Here is a 17,949-nt window from a genome sequence, read left to right on the forward strand (position 1 = left end):
CCCGCCCGGGCCCTGCTCCACACCCCCACGGACGGACAGCAATGATCGAACTCCTCGAGGCGGCCGTCGCCGCCCGCCCCGACGACGTCGTGGTGACCAGCCCGTACGGCACCACCACCTACGCCGAGCTCCACCGCGACGTCCAGGCGATCGCGACCGCGCTGGTCGAGCGCGACCTGCGCCGCATCGCCATCCTCGACCCCGACCCCGCGCACGTGCTGGCGGTCCTCGCCGCCTGCTCCCGGGTCGGCGTGGAGGGCTGCGTCTACCCGCTCGCGCCGACCGACGACGCCATCGACGAGATGGTCGCGCGCTTCGAGCACGAGGTCGTCGTCACCGGGCGCGGCATCTCCTCGCCGGTCGTCGGGTACGCCGAGCTCGCCGCCACCACGCCCGGCGACCTGCCGGCGCTGCCGGAGTCCCGGCCGATCATGGCGATGACCACCGGCACCAGCGGCTTCCCGCGCGGCGTCCGGCATGAGTGGGACCGCCTGCTGCGCACCACCCACAAGATCAAGCCGGCGCCCGAGCAGCGCTGGCTGCTGGCCTACGGGCTCAACCAGTTCGGCGGCCTGCAGATCCTCATCCACGTGCTGGCCGCTCAGGCGATGCTCGTCGCCGCGGAGTCCTTCCAGCCCCGCGACGCCCTCGACGCCATGCGCGCCTCCGGCGTCACCCACGCCAGCGGCACCCCGACCTTCTGGCGCTTCCTGCTCGCCGAGATCAAGTCCGACGGCGGCGCCGTGCCGGACCTGCGGCAGGTCAGCCTCGGCGGCGAGGCGGTGCCCGGCGCGCTCCTGGACCGGATCACGGAGCGCTTCCCGAACGCCAACATCTCCCAGATCTACGGCGCCACCGAGTTCGGGCAGAACGTCACGGTCCGCGACGGTCGCCCCGGGCTGCCGATCTCCATGCTCGAGCCCGGCGGCGACGTCGAGTTCAAGGTGCAGGACGGCGAGCTGTGGGTGCGTTCGAAGGCCTCGATGCTCGGCTACCACGGCGAGGAGGAGGTTCCCGACGGCGCCTGGCGCGCGACCGGTGACCTGGTCGAGGTCGTCGGCGACCGGATCGAGTTCCGCGGCCGCAAGACCGACGTCGTCAACGTGGGCGGCGTCAAGGTGCACCCCATCCCGATCGAGGACCGGGTGAGCAAGGTCGACGGCGTCTCGCTCGTGCGTGCCTACGGCCGCCCGAACCCGATGGTCGGGCACGTGCTCGCCGTCGAGATCGTCCTCGAGCCGGGGTACGACGAGAAGGCGGTCGCCAGCGAGGTCCGCGCCGTGTGCGCCGACCTCCCGCCGGCGGCCCGGCCGCGGAGCATCAAGTTCCTCGACACGATGACCACGACCGGCAACAAGATGCTGCGGGGCGCCGGGCGCTGACCCGGGCCCGGGCGAGCCGGCCCGACGGGACCGCCGGGCCGGCTCAGCGGCCGAAGGCCGGCTTCTCCTTGGCGAGGAACGCCCGCACGCCCTCCTTGAAGTCAGGGCCGGAGTAGACCTCGCGCAGCAGCGCCTCCTCACCGTCGATCGACGCCTCGGCAGGACGGGCGCGGGAGACGAGCTGGTGCTTCGTGGCCTCGATGGTGACCCGCGAGGCCTGCGCGATCCCGGCCGCGAGGTCGGCGACCTCGGCATCGAGCGCCGCGGCGTCCGGCACCGCGGCGGCGAGCGCGCCGACGGCGTACGCGCGCTCGGCGGAGACCAGGCGCGAGGCGAGCAGCATCTCGCGGGTCAGCGACTCGCCGAAGATCGCCTGGCAGCGGTAGAGCACCGTGCCCGACAGCGCGTTGCCGAGGGTGCGCGCGATCGGGTAGCCGAAGCGGGAGGCGGTGGTCGCGACGCGCAGGTCGCAGTGGGTCGCGACGGCCAGGCCGCCGCCGACGCAGACGCCGTCGACGGCCGCGATGGTGACCTGCGGGAGCGACCAGAGCCGGTCGAACATCTCGCGGATCCAGTTCTCGTAGTCGACCGCGTCGGCCTCGAGGAAGTCGCTGATCTCGTTGCCGGCGGCGAACGCCTTGCCGCCCGCGCCGCGCAGGACGACCACGCGGACCGAGCGGTCCTCGGCCGTCTGCTCCCACAGGGCCCGCAGCTCGCCGTACATCTCCCTGGTGAAGGCGTTGCGGCGCTCGGGGCGGTTGAAGGTCACCTCGAGCACGCCCGGCCCGATGCGGTCGCGGTCGATCAGCAGGTCGTCGGTCACGCCCGCGAGGGTACCGCCGCGCGGACCGCTCCCCTCACGGCCGGTGCGGACGCGAGAAGCCCCGCTCGCTGACCACGAACGCCGCCACGACACCCGCGACCGCGCCGAAGAGGTGGCCCTGCCAGGAGACGCCCGGCTGACCGGGCAGGACGCCCCACAGGACGCTGCCGTAGACGACGAGCACGACCAGGCCGATCAGGATCTCCGACGGCTTGCGGTCCACGAACCCCTGCACCGCCAGGTAGGTGATCCAGCCGAAGATCAACCCGGACGCACCGGCGTGCACCGAGCTGCCGCCCGCGACCAGCCACACCGCGAGCCCGCCGAGCAGCCAGATCACCGCGGTCGCGGCGAAGCCGCGCGCCAGCCCGGTGGCGAGGGTGAGGAATCCGAGCACCAGCGCTGGCACGGTGTTCGCGGTCAGGTGCCCCCACCCACCGTGCAGCAGCGGCGCCGCGATGATCCCGAGCAGCCCCTCCCCCGACCGCGGCTGGATCCCCCAGCCGTCGAGCCGGTTCGACACCGCAGCGTCGATGACCTCGATGACCCACAGCAGCGCCACGAACGTGACTGCCACCAGCCCGGCCACCTGCCACGCCGGCCTGGTCCGACTCGTCCCCGTCATGCTCACCCCGCCAGTCTGGCACCCCACCCGACTCCCCGAAGCGTCACTTCTGGCCCGTTGAGACGTCACCTGCGGCCCGTCGAGTGGTCAGGAAGGGCACCTCGAGTGGTCAGGAAGGGCACCTCGAGTGGTCACTTGCGGCAGGTTGAAACGTCACCGGACCGGACGACGTACGCACGTGACGCCTCAACCCGCCAGGTCCGACCACTCAACCGGCCAGAAGTGACGTCTCAAACCGGCAGAAGTGACGTCTCGACGAGCCACAGGTGACGTCTCAACCCGCCACAGGTGACGCCTCGACGAGCCACAGGTGACGTCTCAACCGGCCAGAAGTGACGCCTCGACGAGCCACAGGTGACGTCTCAACGGGGCCAGACGGCGACCCAGTACTGCACGCCGAAGGGGGCGGCGTCGTAGAGGACGTCGGCGTCGGCGAGCGGCGGGAGGTCGGCGAGGCAGGTGGTGTCGGCCCAGAGGTCGGCGGCGAGGGCCGGGTCGGTGGCAGCGGCGGAGAAGTCGGCGCGGAGGACGGCGTCGAAGGCCTCGGCGCGCTCGTCGAGGTGGCCGGGGGCCTTCTCGGTGCGCTTGGCGGAGCCGTTGCCGACGACCAGCACGCCGGTCTCGCCGGTTTCCACGACCTCAGCGCCCACCTCGGCGACCAGCGCGGCAGCGACGGCAGCCCCCGAGCCGCCCGTGGCGGGCGAGGCGACGACGCGGACCCGCGGGCCGAGGCGGCCGACGGCGGCCCGGCACGCGGCGCGGAGGTCGGCGACCGGGTCCTCGATCGAGCGGTACGACGGAAGCAGGGCCAGCACGCCCGGCACGAGTGCCGTCACGGGCCGGTCGGCGGGCGCGCTCACTGCAGCCCCCGGATCGCGCGCAGGGGCGGTCGGCGGCCGGCGATCGACCAGACCATGTCGACGGTCTGGCGGGTCTCGACGACCTGGTGGACGCGGTAGATCCGGGCCCCGGCGAGGGCGCACACCGACGTCGCGGCGAGGGTACCGACGAGCCGCTCGCCGACCTCGAGGCCGAGGGTCTCGCCGACGAAGTCCTTGTTGGACAGCGAGACCAGCACCGGCCATCCGGTGGCGACCATCTCGCCGATCCGGCGGGTCACCTCGAGGGAGTGGAAGGTGTTCTTGCCGAAGTCGTGGGCGGGGTCGATGACGATCGACTCGCGCGCGACGCCCGCCGCGAGCGCCCGTTCGGCGTAGGCGACCGTGTCGTGGATCGCGGCGGCGACCACGTCGTCGTAGTCGATGCGGTAGGGCCGGGTCCGCGGGGTCACGCCGCCGGTGTGGGTGCAGATGATCGCGGCGTCGTGCTCGGCGGCGACGTCGACGAGCTCGGGGTCCGCGCCGCCCCAGGCGTCGTTGAGGACGTCGGCGCCCGCAGCGCAGACGGCGGCACCGACCTCCGCGCGCCAGGTGTCGACGGAGATGACCAGCGAGGGGTACTGCTCGCGCACCCGCGCCACGAAGTCGACGACCCGCGCCTTCTCCTCGGCTGGCGAGATCTCCACGCCGGGCGCGGCCTTGATGCCGCCGATGTCGACGATCTCCGCGCCCTGGGCGACGACCTCGGCAACCCGCGCGAACGCCGCCTCCTCCGCCCACGTCGCGCCCTTGTCGAAGAACGAGTCGGGGGTGCGGTTGACGATCGCCATCATCAACGGCTCGTCGTCGCCGAACTGCTGGCGTCCGAGTCTCACAGGTAGGCCTCCGCCGGTGGGCGCTCGAGGGTGGGTACGACGCGGGTGACGGGCTCGAGCCCGCGCAGGTACTGCCGCAGCTCCGCCGCCTCGGGGGCAGCTCCCGCGCGGCCTGCCCCGTCACCGCCGGGCTCGTCACCGGGCAGCTCCACGCCGGACCGCGCCAGTGCCGCCGCGATGATCTGGGTGGCCATCCCGCCGAGGTCGCGCAACGCCTGGTGCCGGTGCGCGCGCACCCCGAGGTCGACCTGCACGACGGCGTCGGGTCCGGCGGCGCGGACGGTGTCGACGAGCGCGGCCAGCTCCACGGCGTACCCGGTCGGCACGGGCAGCCCGGCGAACCAGGAGCGGCGCACGGCCCACTCCCCCGCCAGCGGCTGCACGAGCTCGCCGAGGAAGGGGAAGAGCAGCGCGATGAGCGGCCGGGCGACGAGCTCGGTGACGCGACCGCCCTCGAGCGGGCCGTCGGCGCCGGGGCGCTCGTAGAAGCCCTTGACCAGCTGGACCTGCGGGTCGGAGAGCAGGGGGCCGAGCAGGCCGGGCACGAAGTGGGTGTCCCAGTCGTGCAGGTCGGCGTCCATGAACACGACGAGGTCGCCGGTGGTGACGAAGAGCGACTTCCACATCGCCTCGCCCTTGCCGGGGTGGGTGCCGAGGTCGGGCCGGATCTCGGCGGAGCGGTGCACCCGCGCGCCGGCGGACTCCGCGACGGCGTAGGTGTCGTCGACGGAGTCGCTGTCGATCACGACCACCTCGTCGACGAGCGCGACGGTGTCGACGAGGGCCTCACGGACCCGGGTGACCACGTCGCCGACGGTGGCCGCCTCGTTGCGGGCGGGGACCACGAGGCTCACCTGCTGCCCCAGCCGCTCCTTGGCCCCCAGCAGCCCCTCGAGGGACCAGTCGTCCCAGTGGGCGGCGCGGATCCCCATGCCCGCCAACCTACCGGGCGCGAACCCGGGGATTTTGCCGAGGTCCGGCCCCGAGAACGCGTTCCAGTGCTACGGTCCGAAGCCTCGGGAATTTGGTGGGCGCTCCCTCCCCCAGGAGATTCCGATGAGCCTTGGACGTTGGCGGCGCAAGGTGCGTTGCCTGGTGAAGCACGGCCCGCGCGGCTGCCCGCACATCGAGCGGCACAGCAAGCGGCCACGACGCAAGAAGAGGTTGCAGGCAGGCGGTGGACGGCACCGGCCCCCGGTGCGGATCGTCGACCCCTCCGAGCTGCTGACGGGCCACTAGGAGCCGCCCCTCGACGCGCCCGCCGGCACGACGTCAGCGGGCCAGGTAGTCGCGCACCGCGACGGCGATCGCGCGCCCGTAACGCCGCTGCCCCGCCCGGCTCTCCATCCGGGCCGCGTCGTCGGGGTGCCGCATGTTGCCGAGCTCGGCCATCACGGCCGGGACGTCGGACAGGTTGAGCGTGCCCAGGTCGTCGCGGGCGTCGATCCCGTCCGCGCCGCGATACGTCGCCGGCGGGATCCCGGCCGCGACCAGGGCGTCGCGCAGGGTCCGTGCCAGCCGGCGCGAGGGGCGCTCGATGTCGTCGGTCCAGCCCTCGCGCAGCGCCGGGCGGATCACGTGGAAGCCGGTCGCGCCGGGGTCGAGGTTGCCGTCCGCGTGGATGCTGACCCGCACGTCGGCGGTCGGCCCGCGCTCGCCGGGGTTGCCGACGCGGCCGCGCTCGTCGACGCACGGGCCCCACTGGTCGTCGGAGTCGGTGTCGCGGGTGAGCACGACCTTCGCGCCCATCCGTTCCAGGTGCCGTCTCGCCACGCGGGCGACCGCCCAGGTGAAGGTCGACTCCGGCAGGCCGCTGTTCGTGGCCGTGCCGGTGGTGTTGCACTCCTTGGCGAACCCGCCGGCGTCGACGAGCCGGTTGACCTCGGCGACGTGGCGGCGGTTGCCGAGCTGGTGGCCCGGGTCGAGGACGACGACCCGGCCGGCGAGCGGACGAGCCGGCCGGGGGTCGCGGTCTGCCTGCGTGGAGGCGCTCGACCCACCGGTCGGCCCAGCGATCGACCCAGTGGTCGGCCCGGCGGTCGAGGTCACCGGCGCGGGCCCCCGCGACCCGTCGGTCTGGCAGCCCGCGAGCAGGACGGCCGCAGCCACCACGGCGAGGCGGCGTCGGCGGGCTGGCACCCGGCCACCCTACGTTCCGCCAAAGCGCGTCCCGGCGCCGCACGACGTCCCTAGGATCGGTCGCATGTGGGTGGGCGTCCTGGGCCCGACCGTCGTGGAGGTCGCCGGCCGACCGGTGGCCGTCGCGGCCGCGAAGCACCGCGCGCTGCTGGCCGCCCTCGCGCTGGCCGACGGGCGCCCCGCACCGGCCGCCTCCCTCGTCGCGGCGCTGTGGGGCGAGGACCCGCCAGCGAGCGCCGCGGCGACGCTGCAGACCTACGTCTCCCAGATCCGGCGCCTGCTCGAGCCGGACCTGCCGCCACGATCGCCGTCGTCGTACCTCTCCAGCAGCGGGCACGGCTACCTCCTCCACGCCCGCACCGACGCCGCCGAGCTGACCGCCGCCGTCACCGAGGCGGCCGGCCTGGTGGCCGGGCTCGGCACGGTCCCGGTCGCCCCGGCCACCGATGTCGGGCCGGTCCTCGACCGGCTCACCGGGGCGCTGGCGCTGTGGCGCGGCGAGCCGTACGCCGACCTGCCCGCCTCCGACGCGGTCGACCCCGAGCGCGCCCGGCTCGAGGAGGTGCACCTGCTGGCCCGCGAGCAGCGCGCCGCGCTGCTGGTCGCCGCCGGCCGCGACGCGGAGGCGGTCGCCGGCCTGGAGGCGCTCACCCGGGCACACCCGCTGCGCGAGCGGCCGTGGACGCTGCTGGCCACGGCGCTGGCCCGCACCGGCCGCCAGGCCGACGGCCTCGCCGTGCTGGACCGCCTGCGGCGCACCCTCGACGACGAGCTCGGCATCGAGCCGTCCGGGGCCGTGCGCGAGCTGCAGACCACGATCCTGCGGCAGGAGCTGCCCGCCGCGGCCGCGACCCTGGCGGTGTCCACCGCGACCACAGCCACCGCACCTCCGCCGCCGGCCGGACCACCCGACCCAGCGATGCCGGCGCCGCCGGAGCCCGCCCGCGTCGTCGTGCCCCCGTGGCCGCTCGTCGGACGCGACACCCACCTCGCCGGGCTGACCGCACTGCTCGACGGGGCCGTGCAGGGCCGCGCAGGCTTCGCCGCGATCGTCGGCGACGCCGGCGCCGGCAAGACCCGGCTCGGCGCGGAGCTCGCGCTGCGGGCGCAGGCCGCGGACGCGCTCGTGCTGATCGGCCGCTGCTCGCAGGAGGAGGACGCACCGCCGCTGTGGCCGTGGACCTCCGCGCTCGGCCTCGCCCCGCGCGTCCACGGCCCGGACCACGACGCGGCGCGGTTCGCGGTGGCCGAGGAGGTCCGGCGCGCGCTGTCCCACCTCGCCCGCGACCGCACGGTCCTGCTCGGCCTCGAGGACCTGCACTGGGCCGACGCGTCGTCGCTGCGGGTGCTGCGCCACCTGTGCACGCACGTCGAGCCGGACCTCCGGCTGCTCGTGGTCGCGACCTGGCGACCCAGCGGCGAGGCCGAGCCGGCGCTCGCCGAGACCGCCGCCGCACTCGCCCGGCAGCACGCGCTGCGCATCGACCTCGGCGGCCTGTCCGCGGACGAGACCGCCGCCCTGCTCGACGCGCTGACCGGGGACGGCGACCCTGCACTGGCCGGGGCGCTGCACCGGCGGACCGAGGGCAACCCGTTCTTCCTCGTCGAGTACGGCCGCCTCGCCCGCAGCGAGGAGCGCGGCCTGGCCGAGGTCGTCGACGACCTGCCGTCGACCGTCGCTGCCGTCGTCAACCGCCGCATCGCCCAGCTCCCACCCGACACGGCTGCGGCGCTCACCTCGGGTGCTGCGATCGGCCGGGAGTTCGGGCTCGACCTGCTCGCCCCGGCACTCGGCCGCGACGAGCTGGAGGTGCTCGACCTGCTGGAGCCGGCGGTCACCGCCGACCTGGTGCAGGACCTCGGCGGTGACCGGTTCCGCTTCGTGCACGCGCTGGTCCGGGAGGCGGCGTACGACGCCCTGGCGCCCTCGCGGCGCGAGCGGCTCCACGCCACCCTCGCCGGCCTCGTCGAGCAGGCGCCCGACAACGACCGCCGCGCCGCGGAGCTCGCACGGCACTGGGAGGCCGCTGGTCCCCGGCACGTGCGCGCCGCCCACCTGGCCGCCGCCGCGGCCGGCGACCAGGCGCTCGCCGCGCACGCGACCGACGAGGCGCGGGACCACCTCGCGACCGCGCTGCGCCTGCTGGAGCAGGACCCGTCCGCCACGGTCCGCGAGCGGGTCGACCTGCTGGTGCGCTACGCCGACGCCTGCCGCTGGAGCACCCGGCGGCTGGAGATGCATGCCGCCGCCGACGAGGCCGTCGTGCTGGCCGGCTCGCTCGGCGACACCGGGCTGGTCGTGGCGGCCGCCTCGGTGGCCAGCCGCGACGCGCTCTGGCCCGCCCGTGCGTACGGCGAGTGGAACGCCGACGTCGTCGAGACCCTGCGCGCCACGCTGGCCGGCCAGTCCGGTGACAGCGAGGTGCACTGCCGGCTCCTGCTGGCCCTGGCGACCGAGGCCTACTACTGCGCCAGCGCCGCCGAGCTGGACGCCTGGAGCGCCGAGGCGATCGCGATGGCCCGGCGTCTCGGCGACGACACCCTCCTGCTCAGCGCCCTCGCCGGGTCCGCGGCGACGGGCTTCCGCCGCAGCACCGCTCCGCAGCGCCGCGCGTGGTGCGAGGAAGGCATCGACCTCGCCGGCCGGATCGGCGACGAGCGCACCCGCACGCACCTGCGCATCCTGCTCGCGACGACCCGCTGCGAGCTCGGTGACGTCGACGGTCTGGTCGAGGAGGTCGAGGAGATCGCCCGGACCGCCCTCGACGACAAGCTCTACTTCGTGGAGATGGTCGCGCTGACCTTCCTCCACTCGTGGGCGGCGATGGGCGACGACCAGGAGCGGATCGCCACCGTCTTCGGCCGGCTGATCGACTGCTTCGACCTGGTCTCCACCGCCCACAAGGTCGACACCGTGCAGGGCGCCGCGCTGTTCGTGCCGCTGTGGGACCCGAAGGCACCGATGCCGTCGGACGACACGGTGCTGCGCTTCCTCGAGGAGTCGGCGATGCCGATCGGGCCCGCAGCCGCCGTGCTCGCCCTGCGCCACGGCCTGCTCGACGAGGCGCGTGCCACGGTCGAGACCTTCGGGGTCGACCTCGACACCGACAACTGGTTCTCGATGTTCGTCTGGGCGACCGGGGCCGAGCTGGCGGTCGGCCTCGGGATGCCGGACCTCGGCGCTGCGGCGTACGCCCGCCTCCTGCCGTACCGCGGCACCTGCATCATGTCCGGGACCTCCCCCTTCCACGGCCCCGTGGACTGCTACCTCGCCCTGGCCGCCGCCGGCACCGGGGAGCTGGGGACCGCCACCCGGTACGCCGACAGCGGGCTCGCCCAGGTCCGGGCATGGCAGCTCCCGCGGGTCGAGAGGTGGTTCCTCGACCAGCGGGAGCGCCACGGCTTCTGACCCGTGGGGGTCCGGTGCGGGGTCAGCCAGGCAGGCGACGGAACGCCTTGCGCTCGAGGCGGGCGAAGCCCGGCCGGCCGAGGCGGAGCACGACCCGCATCCCGAACCCGGCGTCGTCCAGCGCGCCGCGCAGCACGTCGGTCGGCAGCTCCTCGGCGATCCAGGCCACCATGTACGCGAGCTGGCCGAGGGTCTCCTTGCTGCGGAAGTGCTCGGCCTCGACCGCCTTCCAGTCCTCCGGGGTCATGTACCGCTGGAAGATGACCATCGCCTCGGACTCCTCGTGGCGGAGGTGAGCCCCGAGCCGGTCGGCGGCCTCGGCGAGGCGTACCGAGAGCCCGGCCCGCACCTCCTCCCGGCTGCGACCGGCACCGGCTGTGCCGGGGGCCTCGTCGGCGAGAACCGCGAGCAGGTCGCGGCACGCCGCGAGCGTCGGGTCGATCTCGTCGTGCTCGGTCTCCATCGCCTCCAGGGTGGCTCGCTCGTCGGCGTCGGCGCGTGCCATCAGCCACGGCCAGATGCCGGCGTCCTCACCGCTGTGGTGGTGGTGCAGGACCCCGGCGAACCGGTCCCACCGGGTGAGCAGTGCCCGCCAGGTGGCCCGGTCGTCGACCGGCGTCGCCGGCGCGGCGGCCGCGAACTTCCGCAGGTCGCGGCGGAACCCGTGGTGCATCAGGTACATCACGGTCATGTCGACCGGGCCGCCCGGTGCGGCCGCCTGGCCGGGGAGCATCAGCTGCTGGGGGTACGACGTGCTCACCGGACCTCCTCCTTCTCCATCTCGTGATCGGTCTCGTCGGCCTGGTCGGCCTGGTCGGCCTGGTCGGCCTGGTCGGCCTGGTCGGCCTGGTCGGCCTGGTCGGCCTGGTCGACCGGTCGTCCGGTCGGGGTGCCGGCGGAAAGGCTGCTGCCGGGCCACCACCAGTTCCAGCGGCCGAGGAGCGTCATGGTCGCGGGCACCAGCACCATCCGGACGACGGTGGCGTCGAGGGCGACCGCGACGGCCAGGCCCAGGCCGAGCATCTTCACGACCACGGCGGCCTCGCTGGCGAAGCCGAGGAAGACGGCGACCATGATCGCCGCGGCCACCGAGATCAGCCGGCCCGTCGACGCCAGGCCGCGGACGACGGAGCGGTGGGCGTCACCGGTGTCGAGCCAGTCGTCGCGCACGGCGGACAGCAGGAAGACCTCGTAGTCCATCGAGAGCCCGAAGAGCACCGCGAACAGCAGGATCGGCACCCAGCTGGACACCGGGATCGCGTGGTCGACGCCGAGCAGCGAGAGCCCCCAGCCGTGCTGGAAGACCAGGGTCAGCACGCCGAACGCCGCGGCCACCGACAGCAGGTTCATCGCCGCCGCCTTGAGCGGCACGACGACCGAGCGGAACATCAGGGCCAGCAGCACGACCGACACCGCGACCACGAAGCCGACGACGACCCAGAGCCGGTCGGCCAGCATCTCGGAGATGTCACCGAGGATGGGCACGTAGCCGGTGGCGTCGACGCCGTCGGGCAGTACGTCGGCGCGCAGCTCGGTCAGGGTGTCCATGGTGGCCTCGTCGCTGGGGGCGGTGGTCGGCTCGACGTCCCAGACGGCGAGGGCGCCGTCCGGGGAGACGCTGACCGGCCCCGAGGCCGCGATGTCGGCGCGGGCGTCGATGCGCTGCCGCAGGGTGTCGACCTCGGCGCGCGTGACGCGGTCGAGCTCCGCGACGAGCGTGATCGGCCCGTTCGCACCCGGCCCGAACTCGTCGGCGACCAGGTCGTGCGCCGCGCGGGTGGTGGTGCCGAGCGGGTCGGAGCCCCCGTCCTGCGGCCACGTGCGCATCCCGAGCGCCGGTGCGGCGAGCGCGGTCATCACGGTGAGGGCGAGCAGCGCCCACGCGACCGGGCGACGGCTGACACGGACCGCCCAGCGGGCGACGAGCGGCTCGCGGCTGGAGTCCCGCGTGTCGCCGGTCTCCTCGCGGCGCTCGCGGCGGGGGGCCACCCGCTGCCCGGCGAGGGCGCAGAGCGCGGGCACCAGGGTGAGCGCGGCGGCCATGACGCCGAGGACCGAGATCGCGGTCGCGATGCCGAAGGCCGAGAAGGTCGGCAGGCCGGCGAGCCCGAGGCCCATCAGGGACACCAGGACGGTGAGGCCGGCGCCGACGACGGCGCGACCGGCGGTGCCGACGGCGCGGCCGGCTGCCTCGACCGGGGTGTCGCCGGCGCGGAGCCGCTCGACGTGCCGGGTGACGATCAGCAGCGCGTAGTCGATACCGACGCCGAGGCCGACCATCGTGGCGACCGTCGGCGCGGTCGGCGAGACGTCGACGAGGCCGGCCAGCACGATGACGCCGGACGAGCCGGCGACCAGGCCGCCGACCGCGGTGGCGACGGGCAGCCCGGCGGCGACGACGGAGCCGAACGCGACGACGAGGAGCAGCAGGGCGACCACGATGCCGATCAGCTCGCCGCGGCCCTCGATCTCGGTCGCGGTGCTCGGCAGCTCGCCACCGAGCTCCACCTGGTAGCCGGCGTCCTCGGCCGGCTGACCGGCCGCCTCGAGCGGGGCGAGGTCACCGACGATGTCGTTGTCGGTGGTCGGCACGTCGTACTGGACCTGGAGCAGTGCGGTGTCGCGGTCCTCGGACCAGCGCGGGGTGGCCGTCGCGACGTGCTCGGTGGCCGCGAGCCGGTCGAGGACGTCGTTGACGACCCGCTCGTCGAGCGGGCCGTCGTCGTGCAGGACGACCTGCGCGGAGGAGCCGCCCGCGTCGGGGAAGTGCTCACGCAGGGTGTCGATCCCGCGCTGCGCGGGTGTGCCGGGCACGTTCCAGTTGTCCTGGAGCGTGCCGCCGGCCGTCGCGGCGAGGCCGCCGAGCGCGACCAGCGCCACGAGCCACGCGCCGAGCACGCGCCACGGGTGGAGCGCGGCCGCGCGGCCGAGGTGATGAAGGGTGGACATCGAGGTGCCTCCTGGATCGGTGGGTTCGGCACCCACCGTCGGGGAGGCTCCTTGAGCCGTGCTTGTGCGCGACTGGAGCCCGGCTCCAGTCGCGCCCTACCGACTGCCGCCGGTTGAGGGAGAGGGCCGCCCGCGGCCGACGCCCCGCCGCTGGTTGAGGTGCCAGGCCGCCCACCGCCGACGCCCAGCCGCTGGTTGAGGTGCGAGGCGCCCCAGCGCCGAGCCTCGAAACCAGCGCACCGGCGCAGGGACTGTGCCCATCACAGTCAGCCCGCCGGGCCCGGAGGTTTCGAGGCTCCTCGCTGGCGCTCGTCGCACCTCAACCACCGGGCACCACCGTCGCCGATCCAGCACGAGACAGGACGTGCCGCACGCCCAACCGCCGCTGGTTGAGGTGCAAGGCACCCCTGCGCCGAGCCTCGAAACCTGCGGCTCCGGTGCACCGGGCTGTGCCCGCCACAGCCCGGTCCCGAGAGCCGCTACGCGTACCCGAGGATCTCCTGCCGCTTCTCGCCCCAGGCCAGGGCGGAGGCGATGGCCTCGTCGAGGGAGAGCTCGGTGCGCCAGCCCAGCAGCTCGCGGGCCTTGTCGGCGTTGGCGAAGGCGCCGGGGGCGTCGCCGGGGCGAGGCGGGGCCTCGGTGACCGGGACCGGCTTGCCGACGACGCGCTCGACCGCGGCGAGGAGCTCGCGCACGGTGACGCCGTCACCGCCGCCGAGGTTGATGTAGGTGTAGGTGCCGTCGACCTTGGACAGCACGGCGTCGAACTCCTCCACGGCGCGCACGTGGGCGCGGGCGAGGTCCCAGACGTGGATGTAGTCGCGGATGCCCGTGCCGTCGCGGGTCGGGTGGTCGGTGCCGGTGAGGGTGAAGGTGTCGCGGTAGCCGAGGGCCGTCTGCGCCATCAGCGGTACGACGTGCGTGGCGTCGCGCAGGTGGTAGCCGGTCGTGAGGTCCGGGTCGGCCCCGATCGGGTTGAAGTAGCGCAGGATGATCGCGCGCAGGTCGCTGGCGCGGGAGAGGTCCTCGAGGACCTGCTCCATCATCCGCTTCGTCCGCGCGTAGGGGGACGTCGGATCGACCGGGTCCTCCTCGGTGACCTCGAACTGCGGTGTCATCGCGTAGAGCGACGCGGTCGAGGAGAAGATGATGCGCGGCTTGCCGAGTGCGGTGAGCTCGTCGAACATCTCCAGCGACTTGGTGACGTTGTCGCGGTAGTACTCGTAAGGCTTCTGCACCGACTCGGGCACGACGATGCGCGCGGCCATGTGGATGGTCGCGTGGATGTCGGGGTGCTCCTCGACGATGCGGCGCAGCAGCGCCCGGTCGGCGATGTCGCCCTCGTAGAAGATCCGGTCGCCGACGTACTGCCGCGGGCCGGTGAGCAGCGAGTCGAGGACGACCGGCACGTGGCCGGCCTGCTCGAGCGCCTTGGCGGTGATGGAGCCGATGTAGCCGGCTCCGCCGGTGACGAGGACCTTCATGCCCGCGACGATACCCAGCCGGCCCGGCGCGGGCTGGTCAACGGACCACCGCGGGCGTGGCCTCGGTCTCAGCCGTGGTGCTTCTCGTCGAGCAGGCTGAGCAGGTAGCGGCCGTAGCCGCTCTTCAGCAGGCCCTCGGCCAGGGTGGCCAGCTGGGCGTCGTCGATGAACCCGAGGCGCCAGGCGACTTCCTCGGGCGCACCGACCTTGGTGCCCTGCCGCGCCTCGAGCGCGCGCACGAAGTTGCTGGCGTCGTTGAGGTCGTCGAAGGTCCCCGTGTCGAGCCACGCGGTGCCGCGCGGCAGCACCTCGACCTCGAGGCGCCCCTCCTCGAGGTACATCCGGTTGAGGTCGGTGATCTCCAGCTCGCCGCGGGCGGACGGCTCCAGCGTCCTCGCCTTCTCCACCACGTCCGCGCCGTAGAAGTAGAGGCCGGGCACCGCGAACGGGCTGCGCGGCTTCTCCGGCTTCTCCTCCAGCGACAGGGCGCGGCCCTGGTCGTCGAACTCCACGACGCCGTACGCCGTCGGGTCGGCCACGCGGTAGCCGAAGACCGCGGCACCGTCGAGGTCAGCGAAGCGGGACAGCTGGGTGCCGAGCCCGGCGCCGTAGAAGATGTTGTCGCCGAGGACCAGGCCGGCGCCGCCGCCGGCGAGGTGCTCCTCGCCGATCAGGAACGCCTGGGCGAGCCCGTCGGGCGAGGGCTGGACGGCGTAGGTGATCTCGATGCCGAACTGCGAGCCGTCGCCCAGCAGCCGCTGGAACTGGTCGGACTCGTGCGGTGTCGTGATGACCAGCACCTCACGGATCCCCGCCAGCATCAGCGTGGAGAGCGGGTAGTAGATCATCGGCTTGTCGTAGATCGGCATCAGCTGCTTGCTGATCGCATGGGTGATCGGGTGCAGTCGGCTGCCGGTGCCGCCGGCGAGGATGATCCCGCGCATGTGATTTCCCGCTCCTTCGCCGTGGGTGACGGCGGCCATTGTCGCCTAAACCGGGCTGGCGCGGGGCAGCACACCTAGACTGCCCGCCGTGCACCGCATCCTCGTCACGGGTGGAGCCGGCTTCATCGGCTCCAACTTCGTCCACCACGTCGTCCGTCACACCGACGCGGCGGTGACCGTCCTCGACAAGATGACGTACGCCGCGTCGCGCGAGTCGCTGGCGGGGCTGCCGGGTGACCGGGTGCGGCTGGTCGAGGGTGACATCGCCGACGCCGAGGTCGTCGAGCCGCTCGTGGGCGAGGCCGACGCGGTCGTGCACTACGCCGCCGAGTCGCACAACGACAACTCGCTCGACGACCCCTCGCCGTTCATCCGCACCAACCTGGTCGGCACGTTCACGCTGCTCGAGGCGGTACGCAAGGCGGGCGTGCGCTTCCACCACGTCTCCACCGACGAGGTGTACGGCGACCTCGAGCTCGACGACCCGCAGCGGTTCACCGAGCACACGCCGTACCAGCCGTCGTCGCCGTACTCCGCGTCGAAGGCGGGCTCCGACCACCTGGTCCGCGCCTGGGTGCGCAGCTTCGGCGTGCAGGCGACGATCTCGAACTGCTCGAACAACTACGGCCCGTGGCAGCACGTGGAGAAGTTCATCCCCCGCCAGATCACCGAGGTCATCGAGGGCCGGCGCCCCCGCCTCTACGGCACCGGCGAGAACGTGCGCGACTGGATCCACACCGAGGACCACTCCTCCGCCGTGCTCACGATCCTCGAGCGCGGCCGGATCGGCGAGACCTACCTGATCGGCGCCGACGGCGAGAAGTCCAACCTCGAGGTCGTGCAGATGATCCTCGAGCTGATGGGCCGCGGCCGTGACGACTTCGAGCACGTCACCGACCGCGCCGGGCACGACCTGCGCTACGCCATCGACTCCACCAAGCTGCGCACCGAGCTGGGCTGGACGCCTCAGTACGCCGACTTCTCCTCCGGCCTCGAGCAGACGGTGCGCTGGTACCAGGACAACGCCGACTGGTGGCGCCCGGCGAAGGCCGCCACCGAGGCGGCGTACGCCGCGAAGGGGCAGTGACCCGGTGACCGGTGTGCAGACGACCCCCATCCCGGGGCTGGTCGTCCTCGACCTCGCCGTGCACCGCGACGCGCGCGGCTGGTTCAAGGAGAACTGGCACCGCGAGCGCATGGTCGCCCAGGGCCTGCCCGACTTCGGCCCGGTGCAGAACAACATCAGCTTCAACGCCACCCGCGGGGTGACCCGCGGCGTGCACGCCGAGCCGTGGGACAAGCTCGTCTCGGTCGCCAGCGGCCGCGTCTTCGCCGCCTGGGTGGACCTGCGCGCCGGCGACAGCTTCGGCGCGACCTTCTGGACCGAGGTCGACGAGGGCGTCGCCGTCTTCGTGCCGCGCGGCGTCGGCAACTCCTACCAGGCGCTCGAGGACGGGACCGTCTACTCCTACCTCGTCAACGACCACTACGTGCCCGGGTTCTCCTACCCTGCGGTGCACCTCGCCGACGAGACCGCGGGCATCCCGTGGCCGATCCCGCTCGACGAGGCCGAGGTCTCCGACAAGGACCGGGTGAACCCGCGGCTGGCCGAGGTCACCCCGATGCAGCCCAAGCGCACGCTGGTCACCGGGTGCAACGGCCAGCTCGGCCGCGCGCTCGCCCCCCTCTTCCCCGACGCCACCCTCGTCGACCTCGACGAGCTCGACATCACCGACCCGAAGGCGCTGGCGGCCTGGCCGTGGCAGGACTACGACCTGATCGTCAACGCCGCCGCCTACACCGCGGTCGACCGCGCGGAGACGTCTGAAGGAAGGACCGCCGCGTGGGCGGCGAACGCGGCCGCGCCCGCAGCGCTCGCGGCGGTTGCCGCACGGCACGGGATCACGCTCGTGCACTACTCGACCGACTACGTCTTCGACGGTGCCGCGGTCGAGGGCGGCCACCGCGAGGACGAGCCGTTCGCGCCCCTCGGTGTCTACGGCCAGACCAAGGCAGCCGGCGACCTCGCCGTCGGCACCGCCCCGAAGCACTACGTGCTGCGCACCTCGTGGGTGATCGGCGACGGCCACAACTTCGTGCGCACGATGGCCCGGCTGGCCGCCGACGGTGTCGACCCGGCGGTCGTCGACGACCAGGTCGGCCGGCTCACCTTCGCCGCCGAGCTCGCGCGTGCCACCCACCACCTGGTGACCAGCGGCGCGCCGTACGGCACCTACAACGTCACCAACGGCGGCGAGCCCCGTTCGTGGGCCGACTACGCGCGCCGGGTCTTCGAGCTCACCGGGCACGACCCGGCCCGGGTCTCGTCGGTGACCACGGAGGAGTACGGCGCCGGCAAGGACCTCGCGCCGCGGCCGCTCCACAGCACGCTGGCGCTCGACAAGATCGCGGCCACCGGGTTCGTGAGCACCGACGCCGATGTCGCACTGACCGAGTACCTCTCCCATCTAGACTGACCC

The 17,949-nt window shown here is 73.7% G+C and carries 15 protein-coding genes; 5 read left to right on the forward strand and 10 right to left on the reverse strand.

The annotated features are described in order from the left end of the window. Positions 1–41: 41 nt before the first annotated feature. A complete protein-coding gene (locus NOCJ54_RS0105260; RefSeq protein WP_028654660.1) occupies positions 42–1,382 on the forward strand; it encodes a class I adenylate-forming enzyme family protein in 1,341 nt (446 codons plus the stop codon). Positions 1,383–1,425: 43 nt separating this feature from the next. Here the strand turns inward: NOCJ54_RS0105260 and NOCJ54_RS0105265 are convergent, their stop codons facing one another. From NOCJ54_RS0105265 to NOCJ54_RS23965, 5 genes are all read right to left on the reverse strand, one after another. Continuing rightward, a complete protein-coding gene (locus NOCJ54_RS0105265; protein ID WP_028654661.1) occupies positions 1,426–2,205 on the reverse strand; it encodes an enoyl-CoA hydratase-related protein in 780 nt (259 codons plus the stop codon). Positions 2,206–2,239: 34 nt separating this feature from the next. After that, positions 2,240–2,782 (reverse strand): rhomboid family intramembrane serine protease, encoded by a 543-nt coding sequence (locus tag NOCJ54_RS0105270; protein ID WP_232221681.1) that lies wholly within the window; start codon positions 2,780–2,782, stop codon positions 2,240–2,242. 410 nt (positions 2,783–3,192) lie between these two features. After that, positions 3,193–3,690, reverse strand: a complete 498-nt coding sequence (locus NOCJ54_RS23960) for a hypothetical protein (protein WP_157514793.1) — start codon at positions 3,688–3,690, stop codon at positions 3,193–3,195. After that, positions 3,687–4,544, reverse strand: a complete 858-nt coding sequence (gene folP, locus NOCJ54_RS0105280; protein ID WP_028654663.1) for a dihydropteroate synthase — start codon at positions 4,542–4,544, stop codon at positions 3,687–3,689. The genes NOCJ54_RS23960 and folP overlap by 4 nt, the downstream gene beginning before the upstream one ends. Continuing rightward, a complete protein-coding gene (locus tag NOCJ54_RS23965) occupies positions 4,541–5,476 on the reverse strand; it encodes a glucosyl-3-phosphoglycerate synthase (protein ID WP_036516936.1) in 936 nt (311 codons plus the stop codon). The genes folP and NOCJ54_RS23965 overlap by 4 nt, the downstream gene beginning before the upstream one ends. A 124-nt stretch (positions 5,477–5,600) precedes the next feature. On the opposite strand from NOCJ54_RS23965, the gene NOCJ54_RS29325 reads away from it, so the two are divergent. Further along, positions 5,601–5,783 carry a hypothetical protein gene (locus NOCJ54_RS29325; protein ID WP_145725842.1) on the forward strand — a complete coding sequence of 61 codons (183 nt, stop codon included), beginning with the start codon at positions 5,601–5,603 and terminating at the stop codon, positions 5,781–5,783. A 33-nt stretch (positions 5,784–5,816) separates the two neighbouring features. Here NOCJ54_RS29325 and NOCJ54_RS0105290 read toward each other — a convergent pair whose 3' ends face one another. Beyond that, positions 5,817–6,683, reverse strand: coding sequence for an N-acetylmuramoyl-L-alanine amidase family protein (locus NOCJ54_RS0105290; protein ID WP_157514794.1), 867 nt, complete (start codon positions 6,681–6,683; stop codon positions 5,817–5,819). Positions 6,684–6,747: 64 nt separating this feature from the next. Between NOCJ54_RS0105290 and NOCJ54_RS0105295 the strand changes: the two genes are divergently transcribed. Continuing rightward, the gene (locus tag NOCJ54_RS0105295) at positions 6,748–10,092 is read left to right on the forward strand and encodes a BTAD domain-containing putative transcriptional regulator (RefSeq protein ID WP_028654665.1); all 3,345 of its coding nucleotides are present in this window, start codon (positions 6,748–6,750) and stop codon (positions 10,090–10,092) included. Positions 10,093–10,114: 22 nt separating this feature from the next. Here the strand turns inward: NOCJ54_RS0105295 and NOCJ54_RS0105300 are convergent, their stop codons facing one another. The 4 genes from NOCJ54_RS0105300 to rfbA form a co-directional block, all read right to left on the reverse strand. After that, a complete protein-coding gene (locus tag NOCJ54_RS0105300) occupies positions 10,115–10,852 on the reverse strand; it encodes a hemerythrin domain-containing protein (protein WP_028654666.1) in 738 nt (245 codons plus the stop codon). Further along, positions 10,849–13,041 carry an MMPL family transporter gene (locus NOCJ54_RS23970; RefSeq protein ID WP_157514795.1) on the reverse strand — a complete coding sequence of 731 codons (2,193 nt, stop codon included), beginning with the start codon at positions 13,039–13,041 and terminating at the stop codon, positions 10,849–10,851. The genes NOCJ54_RS0105300 and NOCJ54_RS23970 overlap by 4 nt, the downstream gene beginning before the upstream one ends. 479 nt (positions 13,042–13,520) lie before the next feature. Continuing rightward, positions 13,521–14,525: a UDP-glucose 4-epimerase GalE gene (gene galE, locus NOCJ54_RS0105310; protein WP_028654667.1), complete on the reverse strand. Its 1,005-nt coding sequence runs from the start codon at positions 14,523–14,525 to the stop codon at positions 13,521–13,523. Positions 14,526–14,593: 68 nt separating this feature from the next. Further along, positions 14,594–15,469 carry a glucose-1-phosphate thymidylyltransferase RfbA gene (gene rfbA / locus NOCJ54_RS0105315; RefSeq protein WP_028654668.1) on the reverse strand — a complete coding sequence of 292 codons (876 nt, stop codon included), beginning with the start codon at positions 15,467–15,469 and terminating at the stop codon, positions 14,594–14,596. Positions 15,470–15,557: 88 nt separating this feature from the next. Here rfbA and rfbB point away from each other — a divergent pair, with 88 nt between their 5' ends. Beyond that, the gene (gene rfbB, locus NOCJ54_RS0105320) at positions 15,558–16,556 is read left to right on the forward strand and encodes a dTDP-glucose 4,6-dehydratase (RefSeq protein WP_028654669.1); all 999 of its coding nucleotides are present in this window, start codon (positions 15,558–15,560) and stop codon (positions 16,554–16,556) included. 4 nt (positions 16,557–16,560) lie between these two features. Further along, the gene (locus NOCJ54_RS0105325; protein ID WP_028654670.1) at positions 16,561–17,946 is read left to right on the forward strand and encodes a sugar nucleotide-binding protein; all 1,386 of its coding nucleotides are present in this window, start codon (positions 16,561–16,563) and stop codon (positions 17,944–17,946) included. Positions 17,947–17,949 lie beyond the last annotated feature (3 nt).

This window comes from Nocardioides sp. J54 (assembly GCF_000519005.1).
In the GTDB taxonomy this organism is placed as follows: domain Bacteria; phylum Actinomycetota; class Actinomycetes; order Propionibacteriales; family Nocardioidaceae; genus Nocardioides.